The following is a 21,600-nucleotide window of genomic DNA, read 5'->3' on the forward strand; positions in this document are numbered from 1 at the left end:
TCCCGCTGTGTCAGCCTTCATCCGACGCTCTCACTTGATGGATCAACGCGGCGAGGCGGGCGAGAGGCGTTCGGCACCCCCGGTCCCAAACCGGCGATGCAATGGGCTGAACTTTCCTGAACTTTGAAAAATCCATGCCGCGATGACCAGGCAAGGCACGGCGGCTTCCGGTCCCGGGCCGCCGCTTGCCTCTGGACGTCCCTGCTTCTGTCCCATATCCCCGCTTGGGGTCAGGGGAGGCGTCATGCAGCCACGGATGTCGGCGGCGGAGATCACACAGCTTGAGCTGCAACTCGCGGGGCGGGATTCTTTGCTCCAGTTCGGCTGCGGTAACGCGACGCTCGTCGCGGCGCGGCAAGTGCGCAAGATCGTCGCGGTCGACGGCGACGCGGCCTGGCTTGACGAAGTGGGGCAGAATCTGGCGCGCGCCGCGATCGATTTCTCCCCCTTCCATGCCGATATCGGCCCGACGCGCGAGGGCGGCTATCCCGCCGACGCGGGCCGGGCGCGCGACTGGCCGCGCTATCATGTCGATGTCTGGCGAAAGCTTGCGGGCAGCCCCGATGCCGTGCTGCTCGACGGCCGCTTTCGCGTCGCCTGCCTGTTGCAGTCGATCATCCACTGCAAGCCCGACTGCATCTTCCTGTTCCACGATTTCGTCGATCGCCCGCCCTATCAGGTGGTGACGCGGCACGTCGACGTGCTGGCGCGCGTCGATACGCTGGCGGTCATGCGGACCAAGCCGCAGGTCGACGGCAAGGCGGTGCTCCACGACCTGTTCGACCATTTCTTCGTCGCGGATTGATCGGGCGGATTGACCGGCGCCCCGGCGCTGCGGCATGTCGGGTCGATGTTCACCGCCCCGAAACTCGCCGCGCCCCCGACGATCGAGACCGATCGCCTTCGCCTTCGCCCGACGCGCTTTTCGGACAAGGACGTCCATATCGCAATGTGGGCCGACGCGCGCGTCACGCGCTTCATCGGCGGCGAACCGCGCACACCCGACGTCAGCTGGGGCAAGTTCCTGAGCTCGGCGGGGCTCTGGCCGGTGATGGGGTTCGGCTATTGGGTCTTCGCCGACCGCGCGAGCGACGCGCTCGTCGGCATGGGGGGGCTGAGCTATTTCTGCCGCGGCATCCCCGAGCTCGAGGGCGTACCCGAAGCGGGCTGGGCGTTCGACGCCGATCATTGGGGCGCTGGCTATGCGACCGAGGCGATGACCGCTGCGCTCGGCTGGGCTGACGAGAATCTCGACGCGACCGAAGTGCGCTGCATCATCGACCCCGGCAACGGCGCGTCCGAACGCGTGGCCACAAAGCTCGGGTTCCAGCGCATTGGGAAGAGCGACGCGCTGGGCGATGTCGTCGCGATCTATGCGCGGCCGCGCGGGGGCTAGAGCGCCTCGACGACCAGCACGCCGCCCTCGGCGCTGACGACGCGAACCTTGGACCCCTCGGCGATATCGGGGCCGCGTACCGGCCATTCACCGTCGCCGACCTTGGCGCGGCCGCGGCCGTCCTCGATCGCCTTGGTCACCGTCAGGACCTCGCCAACGAGGCGGCCGCCGCGCTGGTTGAGGTGCGGGTCGGTGGTAGTGATCGGGTTCGCCTTCAGCCAGCGGCGCCCGCCATAGAGGGCGACGAACGACAGGATCGCGAAGATACCGAGCTGGAGCGGTATGCTCAGCGGCACGACCCATGCGATCACGCCGGTGACGACCGCCGCGGCGCCGACCCAGATCAGGAAAAAACCCGGCGCGACGATCTCGGCGGCGGCGAGCAGCACGCCGAGCGAGAGCCATGCCCAATGGGGTTCCATATTGGCGATGAAATCGGGCATGTCAGGCTCCCGTCTTGCGTTCGAGCGCGTCCCTGGCGAGTTCGCCGATGCCGCCGAGCGTGCCGATCAGCTGCGTCGCCTCGACCGGGAAGAGGATCGTCTTGCTGTTCGGGCTGGTCGCGAACTGGCTCACCGCTTCGACATATTTCTGCGCGATGAAGTAATTGATCGCCTGCGCGTTGCCGCTGGCGATCGCCTCGCTCACCATCTGCGTCGCTTTCGCTTCGGCCTCGGCCTCGCGTTCGCGCGCCTCGGCGTCGCGGAAGGCGGCTTCACGGCGACCTTCGGCTTCGAGGATCTGGCTCTGCTTCTGCCCCTCGGCGCGCAGGATTTCCGACGCGCGGCTGCCCTCGGCCTCGAGGATGTTGGCGCGCTTCTCGCGCTCGGCCTTCATCTGCCGCGCCATCGCGTTCGAAATGTCGGCGGGCGGGCGGATGTCCTTGATCTCGACGCGGGTGATCTTGACCCCCCAAGGCGTCGTCGCATCGTCGACGACGTGCAGCAGCCGGGTGTTGATCTCGTCGCGCTTCGACAGCGTTTCGTCGAGGTCCATCGAACCCATCACGGTGCGCAGGTTCGTCGTCGTCAGGTTCATGATCGAGAGATAAAGGTCGCTCACCTCATAGGCGGCCTTCGCGGCGTCGAGCACCTGGAAGAAGACGACGCCGTCGACCGCGACCATCGCATTGTCCTTGGTGATGATCTCCTGCCCCGGAATGTCGAGCACCTGTTCCATCATGTTCACCTTGCGCCCGACGCGGTCGAAGATCGGCATGATGAAGTTGAGGCCGGGCTGCGCGGTGTGGGTGAAGCGGCCGAAGCGTTCGATGGTGTAGGCGTAGCCCTGCCGGACGGGCGTCAGCGCCCAGATCAGGAACACCAGAGCCAGAACCACCAGCGCGAGCGCGAATTCCATCGATCATCCCCTCTTGCAAGATTGCGTCGTTGCAAACCCGCTTCCTTATTGCGGCAATGCTGCGGGTGCGCCACAGAAAAGAGCATGACGACCGACGCCGCACCGCACCGCTCGCTGCTCTATGTCCCCGGATCGAACGCGCGCGCGCTCGAAAAGGCCCAGGGGCTCGCCGCCGACCTGCTGATCATCGACCTTGAGGATGCGGTACCCGCGGACCGCAAGATCGAGGCGCGCGAGGCGATGTGCCGCGCGGTCGAGGCGGGCTATCCCGGCAAGCGTATCGCGGTGCGCGTCAACGCGACCGGAAGCTGGGAACAGGAGGCCGACATCACGGCGCTCTACGGCCTTGCGCTCGACGCGGTGGTGCTGCCGAAGGTCGATGCGGTCGCCGATCTGGATCCGGTGCGCGCGCTGGGCGTGCCGATCCTGGCGATGATCGAGACGCCGGTCGCCATCTATGCCGCGCGCGACATTGCAGCAGATCGGGCCGTTGTGGGCCTGATCGCCGGTCTTAACGATCTGGCGCATGAATTGAAGCTGCCGGACGGCATGGATCGCAGCGCGATGAGCGTCGCGATCCAGACCATCGTGCTTGCGGCACGCGCGGCCGGCGTCTGGGCGTTCGACGGCGTATATAACGCGCTCGACGATGCGGCGGGCTTCGCCGCTGAAGCGGCCGAGGCTCGACGGCTCGGTTTCGACGGCAAGACGCTGATACACCCGTCGCAGGTCGACCCGTGCAACGCTGCCTTCGCGCCGTCGGCGCGCGAGATTGCCGAGGCCGAGGCGCTGATCGCTGCTGCGACCGGCGGCGCGCAGCGGCACGAAGGGCGGATGATCGAGGATATGCACGTCGCGGCGGCGCGCGCGCTGCTGGAGCGAGCGGGGCGGTAGCGGCTGCCGTTCGTCGTTCGACGAACGCGACTTGTCTGTCGGTGGCGGAAATGCCATGCGGCAGCCCCATGAAAATCACGAAATTCCATGCCGCTATCGCGGCCGTCGCCCTTGTCGCCGTCGCTCCTGCCGTTTCCGCCGCTCCCGCCAAGCGCGACGCGCCGGTGACCGAGGCCGAGCTTGCCGATCATATAAAAATCCTGTCGAGCGATGCCTTCGAAGGCCGCGCCCCCGGGACAGAGGGCGAGGATCGCACGATCGCCTATGTCGTCGGCGAGTGGGCGAAGCTCGGGCTCGAACCCGTTCCGGGCAGCGCGACGCCCTGGCTGCAGGGCGTGCCGCTGATCGAGACGCAGGCGACGGGTGGGACAGCGACGTTCAGGCTGAAAGGCAGCGATCTCGGCGTTGGTGCAGACGGCGTACTGCTGACCGGGCGCGATACCAAAGTCTCGCTGGCAAACCTGCCGGTCGTGTTCGTCGGCTATGGCCTTGACGGCGCGGGCAAGGTCAATGCCGACGTCAGCGGCAAGGTCGCCGTGATGCTCTATGACAATGCGCCTTTCGGCGAGAATCTTCCGCGCTATCGCGAACGGCGGCAGAAGCTGGCCGATGCGGGTGCGAGCGCGGTGCTGGTCGTTGCCACCGATGACGCGTTGTGGAGCCAGCTCCAGAGTTCAGTCGGCGGCAAAGCAACGCGCCTTGCTTCAGCCGCGCCGGGCGCACCCGTAACAGGCTTCCTGTCGCCCACGGCCGCCGATACGCTGTTCCAGAAGGCGGGACAGGATGGAGCCGCGCTTCGCGCCGCAGCAAAGGCGGCCGATTACAAGGGCGCGGCGCTCCCCGCGACCGCGGACTTCGCCACGACCTCGGTCGTGCGCGCCTACGAGAGCAACAATATCATCGCAAAGCTGCCGGGCGCGAAGCCCGACGGCAAGGCGGTGCTGTTCCTCGGCCATTGGGATCATCTCGGCATCTGCGCGCCCGACGATCCCAAGGACCGAATCTGCAACGGTGCGGTCGACAACGCGAGCGGGATTGCGGTGCTGACCGCGGTCGCAAAGCGCCTCGCGAGCGGGAAGCGCCCCGACCGCGACATCTATTTCATGGCGACGACCGCCGAGGAAAAAGGCCTGCTCGGCGCGCACTGGTTCGCCGACCATCCGGTGGTGCCGCTCGCCGACATCACCGTCGCGCTCAACATCGACACGATTGCCATCTCGCCGCGCGGTACCCCCGTCGCGACGATCGGGCGCGGCAAGCCCGCCTATGACGCGGTGGTGCGCGCCGCCGCGACGAAGCTCGGCCGCAAACTCGACGAGGATGGCGAGGCCGACGCCTTCGTCCAGCGGCAAGACGGCTGGGCGCTGGGTGCGAAGGGTGTCACTTCGCTGATGGTCGGTGGCAGCTTCTCGGACATGCCGCTGCTCGAGAAATTCCTCGAAAGCGACTATCACGGTACCAGCGACGAATTTTCGGACAAGGTGCCGCTCGGCGGCGCGGCGGAGGATGCGGACCTGCACGTCGCGCTCGGGCGCGTGTTCGCCGATACGAAGCTGTGGCCGGGAAAGTAATTTCCTCGTCATTGCGAGCGACGCGAAGCAATCCAGGGTGGGTACGCTACCCTGGATTGCTTCGCGTCGCTCGCAATGACGGGCCTTGTCAGGCCGCCTGCTTGGCGCGCTCCGACATCTCCTGATTCAGCATCTCTGCCAGTAGGAAAGCAAGCTCGAGGCTCTGCCCCGCGTTGAGACGCGGGTCGCAATGCGTGTGATAACGGTCGGCCAGATCCATCTGGGTCACATCCATCGCGCCGCCGGTGCATTCGGTGACATTCTGGCCGGTCATCTCGATATGGATGCCGCCGCCATGCGTGCCCTCGGCGCGGTGGACGGCGAAGAAGCCGCGCACTTCGGCGAGGATGCGTTCGAACGGGCGCGTCTTGTAGCCGTTGTTCGTCTTGATGACATTGCCGTGCATCGGGTCGCACGACCAGACGACGGGATGCCCCGCCTCCTTCACCGCACGGACGAGCTTGGGCAGATGCGCCTCGATCTTGTCATGGCCATAGCGGGTGATCAGCGTCATCCGGCCGGGGATGCGGTTCGGGTTCAGCGTGTCGAGCAGGCGCAGCAGCACGTCGGGCTCGAGGCTCGGGCCGCACTTCATGCCGATCGGATTGCCGACGCCGCGCAGATATTCGACATGCGCCGACCCCTCGAAGCGGGTGCGGTCGCCGATCCACAGGAAATGGCCGGACAGGCCGTACCAGCCGCCGGTCAGGCTGTCCTGCCGCGTCAGCGCCTGCTCATAGGGGAGCAGCAGCGCCTCGTGGCTGGTGTAGAAGCTGGTGCCCTTGATCTGCGGCACCGTTTCGGGGGTCACGCCGCAGGCTTCCATGAAGGCCAATGCTTCGGAAATCCGCGCCGCGGTTTCCTGATATTTCTTGGCCCAGGGGCTGCGGTCCATGAAGTCGTGCGTCCAGGCGTTGACCTGATGCAGGTTGGCATAGCCGCCGTTCGCGAAGGCGCGCAGCAGATTGAGGGTCGCCGCAGACTGGTTGTACGCCTTGACCATGCGCTGCGGATCGGGCGCGCGGCCGCCGGCCTCGAACGCGATGTCGTTGATGATGTCGCCGCGATAGCTCGGCAGTTCGACGCCGTTCACCTCTTCCATGTCGGCCGAGCGCGGCTTCGCGAACTGGCCCGCCATGCGGCCGAGCTTCACCACCGGCATTTTCGACGCGAAGGTCAGCACGACCGCCATCTGGAGCAGCACGCGGAAGGTGTCGCGGATGTTGTTCGGGTGGAATTCGGCGAAGCTCTCCGCACAGTCGCCGCCCTGGAGCAGGAAAGCCTTGCCCTCTGCCACGCGGCCGAGGTCGGCGGTCAGATCGCGTGCCTCGCCCGCAAAGACGAGCGGCGGATAGCCCGCGAGTTCCTTTTCGGCCGCCGCGAGGGCCGCTTCGTCGTTGTAGATCGGGAGCTGGCGGGCCTCGTGCGAGCGCCAGCTGTGCGGTTGCCATTGTTTCGTCATATCGACCGTCTTCTACGCCAATTTCGATCCAAACGCGAATCGCCAGCCGCCATGAAGCCTATGCCCATGGGAAGCAAGCAAGAGTGATTAAATTAGCCGAGAGGAGTATTTTGCGCAGCGAAGCTTTTCTCTTCTGCCAGAAAATGATAGTTTATTTCAGATTTTTGTAGGTCCATGCCGATTTTTCATCAAGGCGTTGGGCAATCGGTAACGTTATCGGCCTAGTGGTCCGCTTGGGGACCGTACCGTAAAAGTCGTTGGATATGGCCAATTTCGATCCGGCCTGGTTCGGTTATGGGGCTCTTGTCGCGCTGCTCGCGGCCAGTTTCGTCGCGCGCGTCAATCACGTCCGTTTCGGCCTTGCCATCGCCGCGCTGCTCGCGCTGCCTGTCGCGCTCTATGGCTGGCGCGGAACGCTGTTCACGCTGCTGATCCTCGCGATCCTCCTCGTGAACCTGGGCTTGATCGCACGCCTGTGGCTGCAGGGATCGCAAGTCCGCTTCTCGCCCGAGGAACAGGAATTGCGCGACCTTCATTTCAAGGGCCTGCCGCCTGCGACCGCGCGGGCGCTGATCGACGAGGGCTTCTGGATTTCGGCCAAGCGCGGCGAAGTGCTGATCCGCGAAAATGAAGCCGCTCCCTGCCTTTTCTATCTTGCCGAGGGGCGGGCGGCGATCCGCCGCGACGGCGCCGACGTCGGCGCGCTTGCCGACGGCGCACTGATCGGCGAGGCGACGGTGCTCGACGGCGCCCACGCGACGGGAACCGTCGTGCTGACCAGCAACGCGCGGCTGTGGTTCATCCCCGCTGCCGGGCTACGCGCCTATCTGGGGACGCACCCCGATGTCGCGGGGGCACTCCACGAGGGATTCGCGCGGGCGCTCCGCGGAAAGCTGGCGAGCGCGAATGGCCGCATTGCAGGCGCCGCGTCGCTGTCCTAGGATCGCTGCCTTCGATCTGTAATCGGCAGGCTCTACGCGGCATTTATGACATTGACACTCTATGGCATTCCGAACTGTGACACGGTTAAAAAGGCGCGCCGCTGGCTCGACGATCACGGTGTCGCTTATGACTTTCACGATTATCGCAAGGACGGGCTCGACGCGGCGCGGCTGCAGGGCTGGATCGACACGCTTGGCTGGGAGAAACTGCTCAACCGGAGTGGTACGACCTTTCGCAAGCTGCCCGAAGCCGCGAAGGAAGGGCTGGGCGCCACATCGGCGAAGGCGCTGATGCTCGACCAGCCCGCGATGATCCGCCGCCCGCTCGTCGATGCCGACGGCGATCTCAGCGTCGGATTTTCGGCCGACGACTGGCAGCGGCGTTTTGCATGATCCGCTGGCTCGCTGCGCTGCTCGCGCTTTCGCTTGCCGGATGCGGGGCTGATCCCGTGGCGGCCGAACCGACGCTCGACGGTCAGCCGCCGATCGTCATCGCGCATCGCGGCGCGTCGGGCGAACGGCCCGAGCATACGCTGGCGAGCTACCGCCTCGCGATCGAGCTTGGCGCCGACTTTATCGAGCCTGACCTCGTGCTGACCAAGGACGGCGTTCTCGTCGCGCGGCACGAGAACGAGATTTCGGAGACGACCGACGTTGCCGATCATCCCGAATTTGCGGGTCGAAAGGCGATGAAAACGATCGACGGCAAGCCGGTGACGGGCTGGTTTACCGAGGATTTCACGCTCGCCGAACTCAAGACGCTGCGCGCGAAGGAGCGGTTGCCGCAGCTTCGCGGCACCGCGCACGACGGCGAATATGAGATCCCGACCTTCGCCGAAATCCTCGACCTTCTGGCCGAGACCAACAAGAGCCGGGTGAAGCCGGTGGGCGTCTATCCCGAAACCAAGCATCCGACCTATTTCGCGTCGATCGGCCTGCCGCACGAGGCGCCCTTGCTCGCGATCCTAGACCGATATGGCTATCGCGGCCGCAAGGCGCCGGTGTTCATCCAGAGCTTCGAAGTCGCCAACCTGAAGGCGATCCGCGCGAAGAGCGACCTGCCGCTGATCCAGCTGATGGACGGCGAGGGCGGTCCCGCCGACGATCCGAAGCTCAGTTATGCCGCGATGGCGACGCCGGCGGGGCTCAAGGCAGTCGCCGCCTATGCCGACGGGATCGGGCCATACAAGGAAATGATCATTCCGCGGAGCGCGCTCGGCACGCTCGGCGATCCGACCAGCCTCGTCCGCGACGCCCATACTGTGGGGCTCAAGGTCCATCCCTGGACGTTCCGCCGCGAGAATTATTTCCTGCCGCTCGCCGACAAGGGCGGGGTCGATCCCGCCGGGCACGGCGATCTGGCGGCCGAGATTCGCACCTATGTGGCGACCGGTATCGACGGGCTGTTCAGCGACAATCCGCGCGAGGCGGTCCCCACGGTGAAGGAACGAGTCACGAAATGACCGAGAAGACCCTTGGCCAAAGCGGGCTTTCGATCGAGCCTTTCGTGCTTGGCGGCAATGTCTTCGGGATGACCGCGGGCCGCGACGCGAGCTTCGCGATCCTCGACCGCTTCGCCGAACGGGGCGGCGGGATGATCGACACCGCCGACGTCTATTCGGCATGGGTTCCCGGCCACAAGGGCGGCGAGTCCGAAAGCATGATCGGCGCCTGGCTGAAGGCGCGCGGCGCGCGCGACAAGATACTGATCGCGACCAAGGTCGGGATGATGCCCGGCGGCCTGAAGCCCGATCGCATCCGCGACGCGGCGCAAGGCTCGCTCGACCGGCTCGCTACCGACACGATCGACCTCTATTTCGCGCACAAGGACGATCCCGATGTGCCGCTGGACGAGGTGCTCGGCGCGTTCGCCGAGCTTGTCGATGCCGGTATGGTTCGCGCGATCGGCGCGTCCAACTATTCGGCCGACCGGCTGGCCGAGGCGCTGCGCGTTTCGGACGCAAATGGCCTGCCGCGCTACACGGTGGTGCAGCCCGAGCTCAACCTCCTCGACCGCGGACAATATGAGGGCGCGCTGCAAAAGCTTTGCATCGCGGAGGGGCTGGGGGTGGTCACCTATTTCAGCCTGGCCTCGGGCTATCTGTCGGGCAAGTACCGCACCAGCGACGATCTTGGCAAAAGCCCGCGCGGCGCGCGCGTCGGACGCTATCTCGAGGGCAAGGGGCCGATGGTGCTGACGGCGATGGAAGCCATCGCGGCCGAAACCGGCGCGACGCTGTCGCAGATCGCGCTCGCCTGGGTCGCCGCGCAGCCCGGCGTTACGGCGCCGATCGCCAGCGCGACGACGGTCGAGCAGCTCGACGACATCATGGGAAGTCTGGACCTCGCGCTTACCGTTACGCAGCGCGCGGCGTTGACCGCCGCCGGAGCCTGAGCGGACGGGCGGATAAGGTTGGCAAACCGCGGTCGCATCGGCTAGACCCCCGCGCCATGTCCACGACCCCCAAAACACTCACGCTCGACACCTCGACGAGCCGCGCCAACCCGACCCCGCAACCGATGAAGCGCCTGACGGTGCCGCGCATCCGCCAGCGCAAGGGCGGCGAGCCGATCGTCATGCTTACCGCCTACACCGTCCGCATGGCGCAGCTGCTCGACCCGCATTGCGACATGCTGCTCGTCGGCGATTCGCTCGCGCAGGTAATCTATGGCCTTCCGCATACGGTCGGCGTGACGATGGACATGATGGCGCTGCACGGCGCCGCGGTCGTGCGCGGCAGCTATCACGCCGCGGTGATCGTCGACATGCCCTTTGGAAGTTACGAGGGCAGCCCGCAGCAGGCGTTCGACAATGCCGCGCGTCTGCTCAAGGAAACCGGCGCGGCGGCGGTGAAGGTCGAGGGCGGCAAGGTGCTCGCTCCGACGATCGAATTCCTGACCCAGCGCGGCATCCCCGTGATGGGGCATGTCGGGTTGACCCCGCAGGCGGTCAACATCCTCGGCGGCTATGGCGTGCGCGGCAAGAGCAAGGAGGAGGCGCGGTCGATTGTCGAGGACGCGGTCGCGGTGGCGCAGGCGGGCGCCTTTTCGATCGTCATCGAGGGCGTGCTCGAATCGATCGCGATCGAGATCACGAACAAGGTTGCCTGCCCGACGATCGGTATCGGCGCCTCGGCGCAATGCGATGGGCAGGTGCTGGTCACCGACGACATGCTCGGCATGTTCGAACGCGTCCCCAAGTTCGTGAAACGCTACGGGACTTTGTCGGGCGCCGTTACCGAAGCGGTGAAGGATTATGCGGACGAAGTCAGGTCCCGTTCATTCCCGACGGGGGATCAGATTTACGAAGGATGAGGCGCCGAGTGAAACGCTTGGCCTTTGCCAGCGCCGCCGCTAAGGAAGCGGCCGGCGGGCGCTGCTCATGCGGTGCCGGCGCTGGTTTATGGAGGTTTGATTGGCCCTGAGCCCGACGAACAATAATGCGGCGCTGCTGCAGGAAGTCGATGAGGCGGTTCGCAAGGATCGGCTCGACACGATCATGCAGCGCTTCGGCCGCTGGATCGTCGCGGGCGTGATCGCGGCGCTGCTCGCTTTCGGCGGTTACCTCTACTGGGGCCACCGACAGGAAGTCGCGCGCGGCGAAAAGGCCGAAGAACTGCTCGCGGCGTTCGACAAGGTGGCGAGCGGCCAGCCGTCGGCGGCAGCTGCGGCGCTGAAGACGCTCGAGGGCGAGGGCGATCCCGCGTACCGCGCTGCTGCGCTGCTCGAACAGTCGAACCTGAAGGCGCAGTCGGGCGACATCAAGGGCGCCGCCGCGCTCGTCGCGAAGGTAGCTGCGGACACCAAGCTCGACCAGTCGCTGCGCGATATGGCGCTGATCCGGCAGACCGCGCTCGAATTCGACACGTTGAAGCCCGAAGCGGTCATTGCGCGGCTGAAGCCGATCGTCGATGCGAAGGATCCGGCGTCGAGCTGGTTCCCAAGCGCCGCCGAACTCAGCGCCGCGGCCTATTACCAGCAGGGCAAGTTCGACGAGGCCGGCAAGCTGTACGGCCGGATCGCCAAGACGCCGCAAATTTCGAAATCGCTGCAGTCGCGCACCGTCCAGATGGCGGGAATGCTCGGCGTCGATGCGGTCGCCGACCGCGCGGCAGCGAGCATCGCGGCCGATGCGAAGCGGGTGGCCGAGCGCGTCGCCGCGAACCAGAAAGGCACGCCGGAGGCAGCGGCGGCCGCAACGAGCGAGGAAGCCAAGTAAATGCGGAAACTTCAGTATGTGGCGGGCGCGATGCTGATTGCGCTGCCACTGGCCGGCTGCGGCGCGTTCAAGGGCAATGGCGGTCCCAAGACCCCGACGGTCGGCCAGCGCGTGTCGATCCTGTCGAACGACAACAGCATCAAGGTCGATCCCGCCACAGAGTCGGTCGCGGTCGTACTGCCCGAGCCCGTCGTCAATCCGAACTGGTCGCAGTCGGGCGGCAACGCTTCCAAATCGATGGGCCATCCGGCGCTCGGCGCGGCGCGCACCAAGATCTGGGAAGCCAGCATCGCGGGCAGCAACAACAAGCAGCGCCTCGCCGCTTCGCCGGTGATCGCCGACAACCGTCTGTTCGTCGTCGATACCGATGCGGTCGTTTCGGCCTTTGCCGCCGATACCGGCACGAAGCTGTGGAGCGTGTCGATCGGCAGCACGGGCAAGGATTTCAAGAATTCGCTGTTCGGCGGCGGCGCGGCCGTGGACGGCACCACCGTCTATGCCACCAGCGGTTCGGGTGATGTGGCCGCGCTGAATGCCACCGACGGCTCGGTGCTGTGGAAGGCGAAGCCGGCGGGTCCGCTGCGCGGCGCGCCGACGGTCGCCTTCGGCGGCGTCTATGTAATCAGCCAGGACAACCAGATTTTCGCGCTCAACGCCGCGAACGGTGCGGTGCAGTGGCAGGCGACGGCCTCGCTCGAGGCTGGCAGCATCTTCGGCGCGGGGTCGCCGGCGGCGGCGCAAGGCACAATCGTTGCCGGCTATTCGTCGGGCGAGGTGCAGGCCTATCGCTACGAGAATGGTCGCGACCTCTGGGAAGACGCTCTTGCGCGCACCTCGATGGCGCTGTCGGTGTCGACGCTGTCGGATGTCGATGCCGACCCGGTCATCGACCGCGGCCGCGTCTTCGCGCTCGGTCAAGGCGGTCGTATGGCGAGCTACGAGCTTGTGACCGGCCAGCGGAGCTGGGAAATTTCGATCGCAGGCATCTCGACACCCTATGTGGTCGGCGAGTGGGTTTATGCGATGACCGACGACGGCAAGCTGCTCTGCGTTGCGCGCGGCAGCGGCAAGGTCCGCTGGCTCCAGCAACTCGCGCGCTTCCGCGTCGAAACCGAGAAGAAGAAGAAGGACCCGATCCGCTGGACTGGCCCGATCCTGGCGGGCGGCCGACTGATCGCGGTGAACAGCGAGGGGCAGCTCGTCGAATTCTCGCCGACCGACGGATCGACGATCGCGACGACCGAATTCAAGGCGCCGCTGTCGCAGTCGCCGGTAGTCGCGAACAATATCTTGTATATTTTGGCAGACGACGGGCGCATCACGGCCTGGCGCTGATCGCGTCCGGGCCCGGGGCGGCCCGGATTAGATAGGAACCAAGCCATGTCGCGACTTGCGACGATCGCCATTGTCGGCCGGCCCAATGTCGGCAAATCGACGCTGTTCAACCGGCTTGTCGGCAAGCGCCTCGCGCTCGTCGACGACCAGCCGGGCGTAACGCGCGACCGGCGCGAGGGCGACGGCAAGCTGCTCGGTCTCGAATTCCTGATCGTCGACACCGCGGGGTTCGAGGATCAGGACGCGGCGACGCTGCCGGGGCGGATGCGCGTCCAGACCGAAAAGGCGGTACGCGAGGCCGACGCCGCGCTGTTTCTGATCGACGCGCGCGCCGGCGTGATGCCGCTCGACGAGGAAATCGCGCGCTGGCTGCGCAGCGAGGACACCCCGATCATCCTCTGCGCGAACAAGGCCGAGGGCAAGCAGGGCGAGACGGGGCTGATGGAGGCTTACAGCCTCGGCTTCGACAATGTTCTCGCGCTCAGTGCCGAACATGGCGAGGGGCTGGTCGACCTGTTCGACGCGCTGCGCCCGATCGTCGAACCCTTTATGGATGCCGATGAGGGACAGGCGGTCGATGGCGATGACGAGGACGCGCCGCTCGGCCCGCTCAAGCTCGCGATCGTCGGGCGCCCGAACGCGGGCAAGTCGACCTTGATCAACCGCATGATCGGCGAGGACCGCCTGATCACCGGGCCCGAAGCCGGGATCACGCGCGATTCGATCCGGGTCGACTGGCAGTGGGAAAAGGACGGCGAGGTCCATCCGATCCAGCTGTTCGACACCGCCGGGATGCGCAAGCGCGCCAAGGTACAGGACAAGCTCGAGAAACTGTCGGTCGCCGACGCGCTCCACGCGGTCGACTTTGCCGAGGTCGTCGTGCTGCTTCTTGACGCCACAAAGGGGCTCGAGGCGCAGGATCTGCGCATTGCCGACCGGGTGATCGAGGAGGGGCGCGGGCTGATCGTGGCGCTCAACAAATGGGACGTCGCTGAAGACCCTTCGTCGCTGTTCAACGGTGTGCGGGCGGCGCTCGATGACGGGCTGTCGCAGATCAAAGGCGTGCCGCTGCTCAGCATCTCGGGCGCGACGGGGAAGGGGATCGACACGCTGGTGCGCGTCGCCTTCGAACAGCGCGCGATCTGGACCAGCCGCGTCTCGACCGCGAAGCTCAACCGCTGGTTCGAACGCGCGATCGAGGCGAACCCGCCGCCCGCGCCCGGCGGCAAGCGGATCAAGCTGCGCTATATGACGCAGGCGCGCACGCGTCCGCCGACGTTCGTCGTCTTCGGCAGCCGCACCGACGCGCTTCCCGCAAGCTACCAGCGTTACCTGACCAACGGGATGCGTAAGGAACTGGGCTTCCAGGGGGTGCCGATCCGACTCAATTTCCGCAACACGCGCAACCCCTATGACGATTGAGATGGCCGCGGACGCGGCGAGCGTCGTCGTCGATGCGCGCGGCATGCGCTGCCCGTGGCCCGCGCTGCGGCTCGCGCGGGCTATGCGCGAGGCGCGCGACGTGCTGTTGCTCGCCGACGACCCGCAGGCAGGGCGCGAGGCCGCGGCGCTGGCCGCCGAACATGGCTGGACTCTCGAACCCGCAGGGGAAGCCGGCTGGCGCGCGCGCCGCGACTGACCCAAAACGGGGCGGCTTTCGTGCGCCGTCCGGAACAGCGTAACCTCTTTTTTACCGACTTTGGTGCATGGTGCGGCCGGGACCAAGACCGAGCTGAATACCGAGGGACGCAACGTTGGACGAGATGCTGGTCGATTGGAACGAATTCCGCGCGACGCGCACCCAGTTGGGGGCGGCGTTCGTGCGCATTCTCGGCTATTTCCGCGAGGATGGCATCAAGTCGGTCGCCGCGATCGAAGAGGCGATGCGCGCCCGCGACGCGCGCGGACTCGTGATGCCCGCGCACACGCTGAAGAGCGAGGCGCGCCAGTTCGGCGCCGAACGCCTTGGTGCGCTGTCCGAAGATATCGAGATGTTCGGTCGCCACTGTGTCGAGGCGCAGGTCAGCCCTGAGGAATATCTGCCGCGGGTCGTCACGCTACGCCCGCTGTTCGAGGAAACGCTGGAAGCGCTGGAACGCGAAGCGAACCCCCTCGTCCAGCGTCGCCCGTCGACCTTCGGCCGCGCCGCCAGCGCTTAAGTCCGCGCGGCTTTCCGCATCGGTTGCAACTGTCGCCGCGACAGGCTGCGCCAGATCCATTCGAGCGGGCCATAGTTGAACCGGTCGAGCCAAGGCTTCGACCACAGCAGCATCGCCGCCCACATGCCGAAGCAGAAGAGATAAAGCGCGGCGCGCCCGACGCCCCCGTACAGGCCGAAACCATAGCCGTAGAAGATCGTCGTCATCACGATCGAGGTGGTCAGGTAGTTGGTGAAGGCCATCCGCCCCGTCGCTGCCAGGCGCGCGCGCACCGCGTCGCTAGCGGCGGTCTTGATCAGCTGCATGATCAGCGCTGCCCAGCCGATCGTCATCGCGACGTCGAAGGGCACCGATAACGACAGCGAGGCGCCGAAGGTCGAGACCGCGCTGAATCCGCTGGCGACCTGATAGCAAGCGAGGGCGATCAGTGGGGGGATGCCGATCAGGAACCCGCGGATCGCCCATTTACGGTAACGCGCCGGCTCCCATTCGCCGGTCAGCATCTGCGATTTGAACAGCGCCATGCCGACCAGCATCAGCCCCATCGTCTCCCACAGGAACATGAGTGCCTGGACGAACGGTTCGGCCGCGTGCTCGCCGAGCTTGGCCGCGACAATGCCGCCATAGCCGCCGAGATGGACGGCAACATCCTTTGCATAGCTCGCCGCGCCGGGGCCCATGTCGGCGTTCATCTTGGCAAGATCCTCGGCCAGCCCGGAGGCGACGTCGGGCGGCAGATTGCCCGTTTCGGCGAGCAGGAACATCAGCCAGCCGGAGGCGAGCAGACCGATCCCGACGAGAAAGAAAGCGGCTGCCCAGCGTAGCAGCGCTTTCACCGACAAGTCGCGGAAGGCAAAGAGCAGCAGGCCGCACACCGCGTAGAGGAACAATATGTCGCCGAACCAGATAAAATAATAATGGATGAGTCCGAAGATCGCCAGCCAGATCATCCGCGCATAATGGGCCTCGGCCGCGCTGCGGCCGCTCGCCGCGGCGCTCTGGATCACCAGCAGCGTGCTCGCGCCGAACAACATCGAGAACAGCCCGCGCATCTTCGAATCGATGAAAACGAAGTTGAAGAACCAGGTCGCGAGATCGAGATTTCCGACCGGGCCACCGGCGACGGGGTTGACGTAAGCCGCAAAGGGAGCGGCGAAGGCGACGATATTCATCGCCAAGATCCCCATCACCGCGACGCCGCGAATGGCATCGAGGCTTTCGTAGCGTGTCGGCGTCGCCTGCGTTTCCATGCCGTTTTCCCCTTCGCCCATGATGAGGGGTATCGCGCGGCCGGGGAGGCGTCGAGGGAATTTTCGATCGCGTTGAACGGTTATTGACATCTATGTCAGTAATGCTATTCGGACAGCATTAGATGATTCGCACGAGTTCGCAAAAGAGAGCCGCCATGATCCCGACCATCTTCTCCCATCCTGATCGTCAGCCTGCGAAGTTCCGGCCGGTCAAGGCGTTCGGTCACTTCCGCAAGCTGATCAAGGACAAGGAAGACACCGAACAGGTCTTTCACATCTTCGAGAATCTGCCCCGCAAGGGCTTCGTCGACGATGCGCGCGCGTTCGTGGAGAGCGAGAAGGGCCGGCAGCTGATGGCCAGCGAGCCCTATCTGCCCGACCTGCTCGACGATCATAGCTGGATCGACGCGCTACCCGAGGGCACGGTAGGTCACGCCTATGTCACCTTCATGCGCCGCGAAGGCCTGTCGGCTGCAGGCCTTGTTGCCGAGGCCGAGAAGATGGGCCGCCCGAAGTTCGACGACCAGCTCCAGTGGTATGCCAATCGCCTGCGCGACACGCACGACCTGTTTCATATCCTGACCGGCTACGGCCGCGACGCGCTCGGCGAGCAATGCGTGCTCGGCTTCACCTATGGCCAGACGGGTAACTACGGCAATTTCTTCATCGCCTATGCCGGCGGTTACGAGCTGAAGCGCAGCGTCAAGGGCGACGCGCCGGTGATGGGCGCGATCCGCCAGGGCCAGCGCCACGGCAGGGCGTCGAAGCCGATTATCGAGCAGGACATTCGCGCCCTGCTCGCCGAACCGCTCGACGCCGCGCGCGCGCGCCTCGGCATCGGCGAGCCGACGCTCTACAAGGAAGCGCACCGGGCGTACCGCAGCCGCGGCATCGACCCATACAACTTCCTCGCGGCGAAGGCTGCGATGACCTGACGCTATATCCTCCCTGTCGCGTCGCGATGGGGAGGGGGACCGCTCGCGAAGCGAGTGGTGGAGGGGCCGCGTAATAGCCCCTCCGTCAGCGCTTCGCGCTGCCACCTCCCCATCGCTGCGCGACAGGGAGGATTTTTAGCGGAACTCTTTGCGGATCATGAGTTTCAGGCCCGACCAGGTCGCGTTGACCGCGCAGACCTTCACATCGACCCAACCCATGGGCAGGCAGATGGTGCGGATGACATCCTCGGTGATGTCGGTCGGGACTTTCGAGGCCTTCTTGGGCCAGCTGATCCAGACAAATCCTGCGGGATCGATCAGCCTGCGAAGGTCGGTCAGCAGCCTTTCGAGTTCGGCGCGTTCGGCCGTGAAGATATGCGCGGCCTGCAATCCCGCTTCGGGTGCGGCGCGTTCGTCGAGCGCGATGGCGCCGATGTCATCGCGCACGCTGCCCGGCATCGCGTGAAACCAGACTGACAGGCCGTCCTTCAGCGACAGCTTCTTCGCCAGCGGTGCGCCCGAATAGCCTGCGGTCATAGGCGCGCGATCAGCGCCTGCGCAGCCGCCGGGTTGCGGACCTTGGCGCCCGCGATGAAGAAGAGGAAGACGTCGCGGCCGCCCTTCGCCCAATCCTTTGCCTGCTTCGCCCAACCATCCAGCGCTGCCTCGGTGTAGCCGGTCTCGACATCCTCTTGGCTGCGCTGGAGGCGGGCATAGGTGAAGTCGGCGGTCGGTTCTTCGATGCAGGGGAATTCGTCGCTATCGGCATAGACCACCGCCATGTTGCGCGCGCGCAGCATGTCGATGAAGGCCGGATCGCGAAAGCTTTCGTGCCGCACTTCGATCGCATGGCGCAGCGGCAGGCCGTCCTGACTGTCGGGAAGCAAGTCGAGGAATCCAGCGAAATCGTCGCGGTCGAACTTCTTGGTTGCCATGAATTGCCAGTGGATCGGTCCGAGCCGGTCGCCGAGGCGGATCAGTCCTTGGGTCAGGAATTTCTCGATCGAGGCAGCGCCTTCCTTCAGCACCTTGCGGTTGGTGGTGAAGCGTGACGCCTTGACGCTGAATTTGAAGCCGTCGGGGACCGATGCGGCCCAGTTGGCGAAACTCTCGGGCTTCTGGCTGCCATAATAGGTGCCGTTGATCTCGATGCCCGTCAGATGCTGCCCGGCATATTCGAGCTCGCGTTTCTGCGCGAGGCCGGCGGGATAGAAGGGGCCGCGCCACGGCTCGAAGGTCCAGCCGCCGACGCCTACATGGATGCTCATGCGTCCGTCACCTCCGCGCAAAATGGAGCGTCGTCATTGCGAGGAGCGAAGCGACGCGGCAATCCAGTGTAGCGTAAACCGCTCTGGATTGCTTCGCTTCGCTCGCAATGACGATTTCTGTCACGCAAGCGCCGCGTCGGCCCCCATCAGGTTCGGAAAGAAGCCTTCGTGCGCTTCGCGGAGTTCGGCAAGCGTCACCTGATGGTCGCTTTCGGGCAGCTCGAAAACGATGCGGTCCTTGATCGTGCGGCCGACCGGGTCGACCGGCACATCGGCGCGGCCCGCGGCGTCGAGGAAGTCGGCAAGGCAAGTGTCGCAGACGGTGACCAGATACAGCCCCTGATCCTCGCCGAAGAAGCTTTCGGCGACGCCGAACGGCTGTTCCTCGCTGACCAGAACGCCAATGTTCGATTTGAGCGCCATTTCCGCCAGCGTCACCGCGATGCCGCCGTCCGAGACGTCGTGGCATGCGGTGATCCAGCCGGCGTTGATCGCGCCACGGATGAAGTCACCGGTGCGCTTTTCGCAGCGCAGGTTGACCGGCGGCGGAGGGCCTTCCTCGCGGCCATGGATTTCGCGCAGCCATACCGACTGGCCGAGATGGCCGGCGCGTTCGCCGACCGCGAGCACGATGTCGCCGGTGCGCTTGAAGCCGATGCCGACCGCCTTGTTCAGATCCTCGATCACGCCGACCCCGCCGATCGCGGGGGTGGGGAGGATCGCGCTGCCGCCGCCGGTCGCCTTGCTCTCGTTATAGAGGCTGACGTTGCCCGAGACGATCGGATAGTCGAGCGCGATGCATGCCTGCGCCATGCCGTCGAGGCAGCCGACGATCTGCCCCATGATTTCGGGGCGCTGCGGGTTGGCGAAATTGAGGCAGTTGGTGATCGCGAGCGGGGTCGCGCCGACCGCGCTGATGTTGCGCCACGTCTCCGCCACCGCCTGCTTGCCGCCCTCGACCGGGTCGGCGTAGCAATAGCGCGGGGTGCAGTCGGTCGACATGGCGAGCGCGCGGTTGGTGCCGTGGATGCGGACGAGCGCCGCGTCGCCGCCGGTCTGCACCGTGTCGGCGCCGACCTGGCTGTCATATTGTTCCCAAATCCAGCGGCGGCTGGCGATATCGGGGGTGCCCATCAACGTCTTGAGGTCGGCGGCGACGTCGGTGGTCTCCGGGACGTTCGTCAGCTCGGCCTGCTTCGGCGTCGCGACGTGCGGGCGGTCATAGAGCGGTGCATCATCGGCGAGCGGCGCGAGCGGGATGTCGCAGACGATCTCGCCATGATGTTCGAGCACCATGCGGCCGGTGTCGGTGACGGTGCCGATGACCGCGAAATCGAGTTCCCATTTTTGGAAGATCGCCTTGGCGAACTCTTCCTTGCCGGGCTTCAGCACCATCAACATGCGTTCCTGGCTCTCGGACAGCATCATCTCATACGCCGTCATGCCCGTTTCGCGCTGCGGCACATCGTCCATCTTGAGGTGGAGGCCGACGCCGCCCTTCGACGCCATCTCGACCGACGAGCTGGTGAGCCCCGCGGCGCCCATGTCCTGGATCGCGACGATCGCGTCCGACGCCATCAGTTCGAGGCACGCCTCGATCAGCAATTTCTCCGTAAAGGGATCGCCAACCTGCACCGTCGGGCGCTTTTCCTCGGCATCCTCGCCGAAGTCCGCGCTCGCCATCGTCGCGCCATGGATGCCGTCGCGGCCGGTTTTCGACCCGACATAGACGATCGGATTGCCGACGCCCGATGCCGCCGAATAGAAGATCTTGTCCTGCTCGGCGACGCCGACGGTCATCGCGTTGACCAGGATGTTACCGTCATAGGCCTTGTGGAAATTGACCTCGCCACCGACCGTGGGAACCCCGACACAATTGCCATAGCCGCCGATACCGTGGACGACGCCCGAGATGAGGTGCTTCATCTTCGGATGATCGGGGCGGCCGAAACGCAGCGCGTTTAGGTTCGCGACGGGGCGCGCGCCCATGGTGAACACGTCGCGCAAAATGCCGCCGACCCCGGTCGCCGCGCCCTGATAGGGTTCGATGTACGACGGGTGGTTGTGGCTCTCCATCTTGAAGATCGCGGCGAGCTTTTTGCCGTCCGGCCCTTCGCCGATGTCGATCACGCCGGCATTCTCGCCGGGGCCGCAGATCACCCACGGCGCCTCGGTCGGCAGTTTCTTGAGATGGATGCGCGAGCTTTTGTAGCTGCAATGCTCGGACCACATGACCGAGAAGATGCCGAGCTCGACAAGGTTCGGTTCGCGCCCGAGCGCGGCGAGGACGCGATCATATTCTTCCGGCGAGAGGCCGTGTTCGGCGACGATCTCGGGGGTGATGACGGAGGCGGGCGCGGCTGCTGTCTGAGTCATGGCGCGCCTTTAGCGCCGCGCACCTCAAACGAACAGACCCCATGATGCGAAAACATCATGGGGTCTGCGGTCGGAGGGAGGGTTCAGCGCGACGCGAGCGTGCTAGCTTTTCCCAGCGGCGCAACGTCGCGCAGCGGGAAGCTGACCTGCTGCGTGCCGACGGTGCCGCGGACGCGATGTTCGCCGACGCGCAGCTTGAACCGCTTGCCGGTCTTTTCCTCGACGCCGCTGATCACGCGGTAGCCGTCGACCTCGGTCACTGTGTAGGCATAGATGCGCCCCTGATGCTCGAAGCGCTGCTCTTGGGCATGCGCGGCGGCGGGTGTCAGGGCGAACAGGGCCAGGGCCGGAACGAGAATCTTTTTCATGGTGCAAGTCCTTGTTGGTGAAACAAAACTTGCCTTCGAGCCCCTCTCTTCTTGTGCAATGCAACAT

At 65.6% G+C, this 21,600-nt stretch carries 23 protein-coding genes; 15 read left to right on the forward strand and 8 right to left on the reverse strand.

Annotated features, from left to right (window positions below):
* The first annotated feature begins 244 nt into the window (after positions 1 to 244).
* Together ATE64_RS00385 and ATE64_RS00390 are read left to right on the forward strand one after the other, a co-directional pair.
* On the forward strand, positions 245 to 805 hold the full coding sequence (locus tag ATE64_RS00385; protein WP_058455602.1) for a hypothetical protein: 561 nt from the start codon (positions 245 to 247) through the stop codon (positions 803 to 805).
* A gap of 9 nt (positions 806 to 814) precedes the next feature.
* Entirely contained in the window at positions 815 to 1,396 is a 582-nt protein-coding gene (locus ATE64_RS00390) for a GNAT family N-acetyltransferase (RefSeq protein ID WP_231729009.1), read from the forward strand.
* Here the strand turns inward: ATE64_RS00390 and ATE64_RS00395 are convergent.
* Both ATE64_RS00395 and ATE64_RS00400 read right to left on the reverse strand, forming a co-directional pair.
* The gene (locus ATE64_RS00395; RefSeq protein WP_058455603.1) at positions 1,393 to 1,839 is read right to left on the reverse strand and encodes an NfeD family protein; all 447 of its coding nucleotides are present in this window, start codon (positions 1,837 to 1,839) and stop codon (positions 1,393 to 1,395) included. The genes ATE64_RS00390 and ATE64_RS00395 overlap by 4 nt on opposite strands.
* A 1-nt stretch (position 1,840) precedes the next feature.
* Positions 1,841 to 2,755 carry an SPFH domain-containing protein gene (locus ATE64_RS00400; RefSeq protein ID WP_058455604.1) on the reverse strand — a complete coding sequence of 305 codons (915 nt, stop codon included), beginning with the start codon at positions 2,753 to 2,755 and terminating at the stop codon, positions 1,841 to 1,843.
* Positions 2,756 to 2,839: 84 nt separating this feature from the next.
* Here ATE64_RS00400 and ATE64_RS00405 point away from each other — a divergent pair, with 84 nt between their 5' ends.
* The gene (locus tag ATE64_RS00405; RefSeq protein WP_058455605.1) at positions 2,840 to 3,649 is read left to right on the forward strand and encodes a CoA ester lyase; all 810 of its coding nucleotides are present in this window, start codon (positions 2,840 to 2,842) and stop codon (positions 3,647 to 3,649) included.
* Positions 3,650 to 3,717: 68 nt separating this feature from the next.
* Positions 3,718 to 5,220, forward strand: a complete 1,503-nt coding sequence (locus ATE64_RS00410; RefSeq protein WP_231729008.1) for a M28 family peptidase — start codon at positions 3,718 to 3,720, stop codon at positions 5,218 to 5,220.
* An 88-nt stretch (positions 5,221 to 5,308) separates the two neighbouring features.
* Here ATE64_RS00410 and ATE64_RS00415 read toward each other — a convergent pair whose 3' ends face one another.
* The gene (locus ATE64_RS00415; RefSeq protein WP_058455607.1) at positions 5,309 to 6,682 is read right to left on the reverse strand and encodes a 3-deoxy-7-phosphoheptulonate synthase class II; all 1,374 of its coding nucleotides are present in this window, start codon (positions 6,680 to 6,682) and stop codon (positions 5,309 to 5,311) included.
* 263 nt (positions 6,683 to 6,945) lie between these two features.
* On the opposite strand from ATE64_RS00415, the gene ATE64_RS00420 reads away from it, so the two are divergent.
* The 10 genes from ATE64_RS00420 to ATE64_RS00465 all read left to right on the forward strand — a co-directional run bounded on the left by ATE64_RS00420 (position 6,946) and on the right by ATE64_RS00465 (position 15,336).
* Positions 6,946 to 7,623, forward strand: coding sequence for a cyclic nucleotide-binding domain-containing protein (locus tag ATE64_RS00420; protein ID WP_058455608.1), 678 nt, complete (start codon positions 6,946 to 6,948; stop codon positions 7,621 to 7,623).
* A 45-nt stretch (positions 7,624 to 7,668) separates the two neighbouring features.
* On the forward strand, positions 7,669 to 8,016 hold the full coding sequence (locus ATE64_RS00425) for an ArsC family reductase (RefSeq protein ID WP_058455609.1): 348 nt from the start codon (positions 7,669 to 7,671) through the stop codon (positions 8,014 to 8,016).
* The gene (locus ATE64_RS00430) at positions 8,013 to 9,086 is read left to right on the forward strand and encodes a glycerophosphodiester phosphodiesterase (protein ID WP_058455610.1); all 1,074 of its coding nucleotides are present in this window, start codon (positions 8,013 to 8,015) and stop codon (positions 9,084 to 9,086) included. Before ATE64_RS00425 ends, ATE64_RS00430 begins: the two co-directional genes overlap by 4 nt.
* Positions 9,083 to 10,018, forward strand: a complete 936-nt coding sequence (locus ATE64_RS00435) for an aldo/keto reductase (RefSeq protein ID WP_058455611.1) — start codon at positions 9,083 to 9,085, stop codon at positions 10,016 to 10,018. The genes ATE64_RS00430 and ATE64_RS00435 overlap by 4 nt, the downstream gene beginning before the upstream one ends.
* Before the next feature lie 56 nt (positions 10,019 to 10,074).
* Entirely contained in the window at positions 10,075 to 10,938 is an 864-nt protein-coding gene (gene panB, locus ATE64_RS00440; RefSeq protein ID WP_058455612.1) for a 3-methyl-2-oxobutanoate hydroxymethyltransferase, read from the forward strand.
* Between the two features lie 100 nt (positions 10,939 to 11,038).
* Positions 11,039 to 11,842 (forward strand): tetratricopeptide repeat protein, encoded by an 804-nt coding sequence (locus ATE64_RS00445; protein ID WP_058455613.1) that lies wholly within the window; start codon positions 11,039 to 11,041, stop codon positions 11,840 to 11,842.
* Positions 11,843 to 13,177: a PQQ-binding-like beta-propeller repeat protein gene (locus ATE64_RS00450; protein WP_058455614.1), complete on the forward strand. Its 1,335-nt coding sequence runs from the start codon at positions 11,843 to 11,845 to the stop codon at positions 13,175 to 13,177.
* 45 nt (positions 13,178 to 13,222) lie between these two features.
* A complete protein-coding gene (der, locus tag ATE64_RS00455; protein WP_058455615.1) occupies positions 13,223 to 14,599 on the forward strand; it encodes a ribosome biogenesis GTPase Der in 1,377 nt (458 codons plus the stop codon).
* Positions 14,589 to 14,816 (forward strand): sulfurtransferase TusA family protein, encoded by a 228-nt coding sequence (locus tag ATE64_RS00460; protein ID WP_082657519.1) that lies wholly within the window; start codon positions 14,589 to 14,591, stop codon positions 14,814 to 14,816. Before der ends, ATE64_RS00460 begins: the two co-directional genes overlap by 11 nt.
* A 124-nt stretch (positions 14,817 to 14,940) precedes the next feature.
* Positions 14,941 to 15,336, forward strand: a complete 396-nt coding sequence (locus ATE64_RS00465; protein ID WP_058455617.1) for an Hpt domain-containing protein — start codon at positions 14,941 to 14,943, stop codon at positions 15,334 to 15,336.
* Here ATE64_RS00465 and ATE64_RS00470 read toward each other — a convergent pair.
* Positions 15,333 to 16,586: a DUF418 domain-containing protein gene (locus ATE64_RS00470; RefSeq protein ID WP_058455618.1), complete on the reverse strand. Its 1,254-nt coding sequence runs from the start codon at positions 16,584 to 16,586 to the stop codon at positions 15,333 to 15,335. The two genes, ATE64_RS00465 and ATE64_RS00470, sit on opposite strands and share 4 nt — an antisense overlap.
* Positions 16,587 to 16,741: 155 nt before the next feature.
* Here ATE64_RS00470 and ATE64_RS00475 point away from each other — a divergent pair, with 155 nt between their 5' ends.
* On the forward strand, positions 16,742 to 17,521 hold the full coding sequence (locus tag ATE64_RS00475; RefSeq protein WP_058455619.1) for a Coq4 family protein: 780 nt from the start codon (positions 16,742 to 16,744) through the stop codon (positions 17,519 to 17,521).
* Between the two features lie 135 nt (positions 17,522 to 17,656).
* On the opposite strand, the gene ATE64_RS00480 is transcribed toward ATE64_RS00475, so the two are convergent.
* The 4 genes from ATE64_RS00480 to ATE64_RS00495 form a co-directional block, all read right to left on the reverse strand.
* Positions 17,657 to 18,058 (reverse strand): hypothetical protein, encoded by a 402-nt coding sequence (locus tag ATE64_RS00480; RefSeq protein ID WP_058455620.1) that lies wholly within the window; start codon positions 18,056 to 18,058, stop codon positions 17,657 to 17,659.
* Positions 18,055 to 18,789, reverse strand: coding sequence for a DUF72 domain-containing protein (locus tag ATE64_RS00485; RefSeq protein WP_058455621.1), 735 nt, complete (start codon positions 18,787 to 18,789; stop codon positions 18,055 to 18,057). Before ATE64_RS00485 ends, ATE64_RS00480 begins: the two co-directional genes overlap by 4 nt.
* Before the next feature lie 120 nt (positions 18,790 to 18,909).
* Entirely contained in the window at positions 18,910 to 21,165 is a 2,256-nt protein-coding gene (gene purL, locus ATE64_RS00490) for a phosphoribosylformylglycinamidine synthase subunit PurL (protein WP_058455622.1), read from the reverse strand.
* 83 nt (positions 21,166 to 21,248) lie between these two features.
* A complete protein-coding gene (locus ATE64_RS00495) occupies positions 21,249 to 21,533 on the reverse strand; it encodes a hypothetical protein (RefSeq protein ID WP_058455623.1) in 285 nt (94 codons plus the stop codon).
* Positions 21,534 to 21,600: the final 67 nt, after the last annotated feature.

This window comes from Sphingopyxis sp. H073, assembly GCF_001468395.1.
Classification (GTDB): Bacteria; Pseudomonadota; Alphaproteobacteria; order Sphingomonadales; family Sphingomonadaceae; genus Sphingopyxis.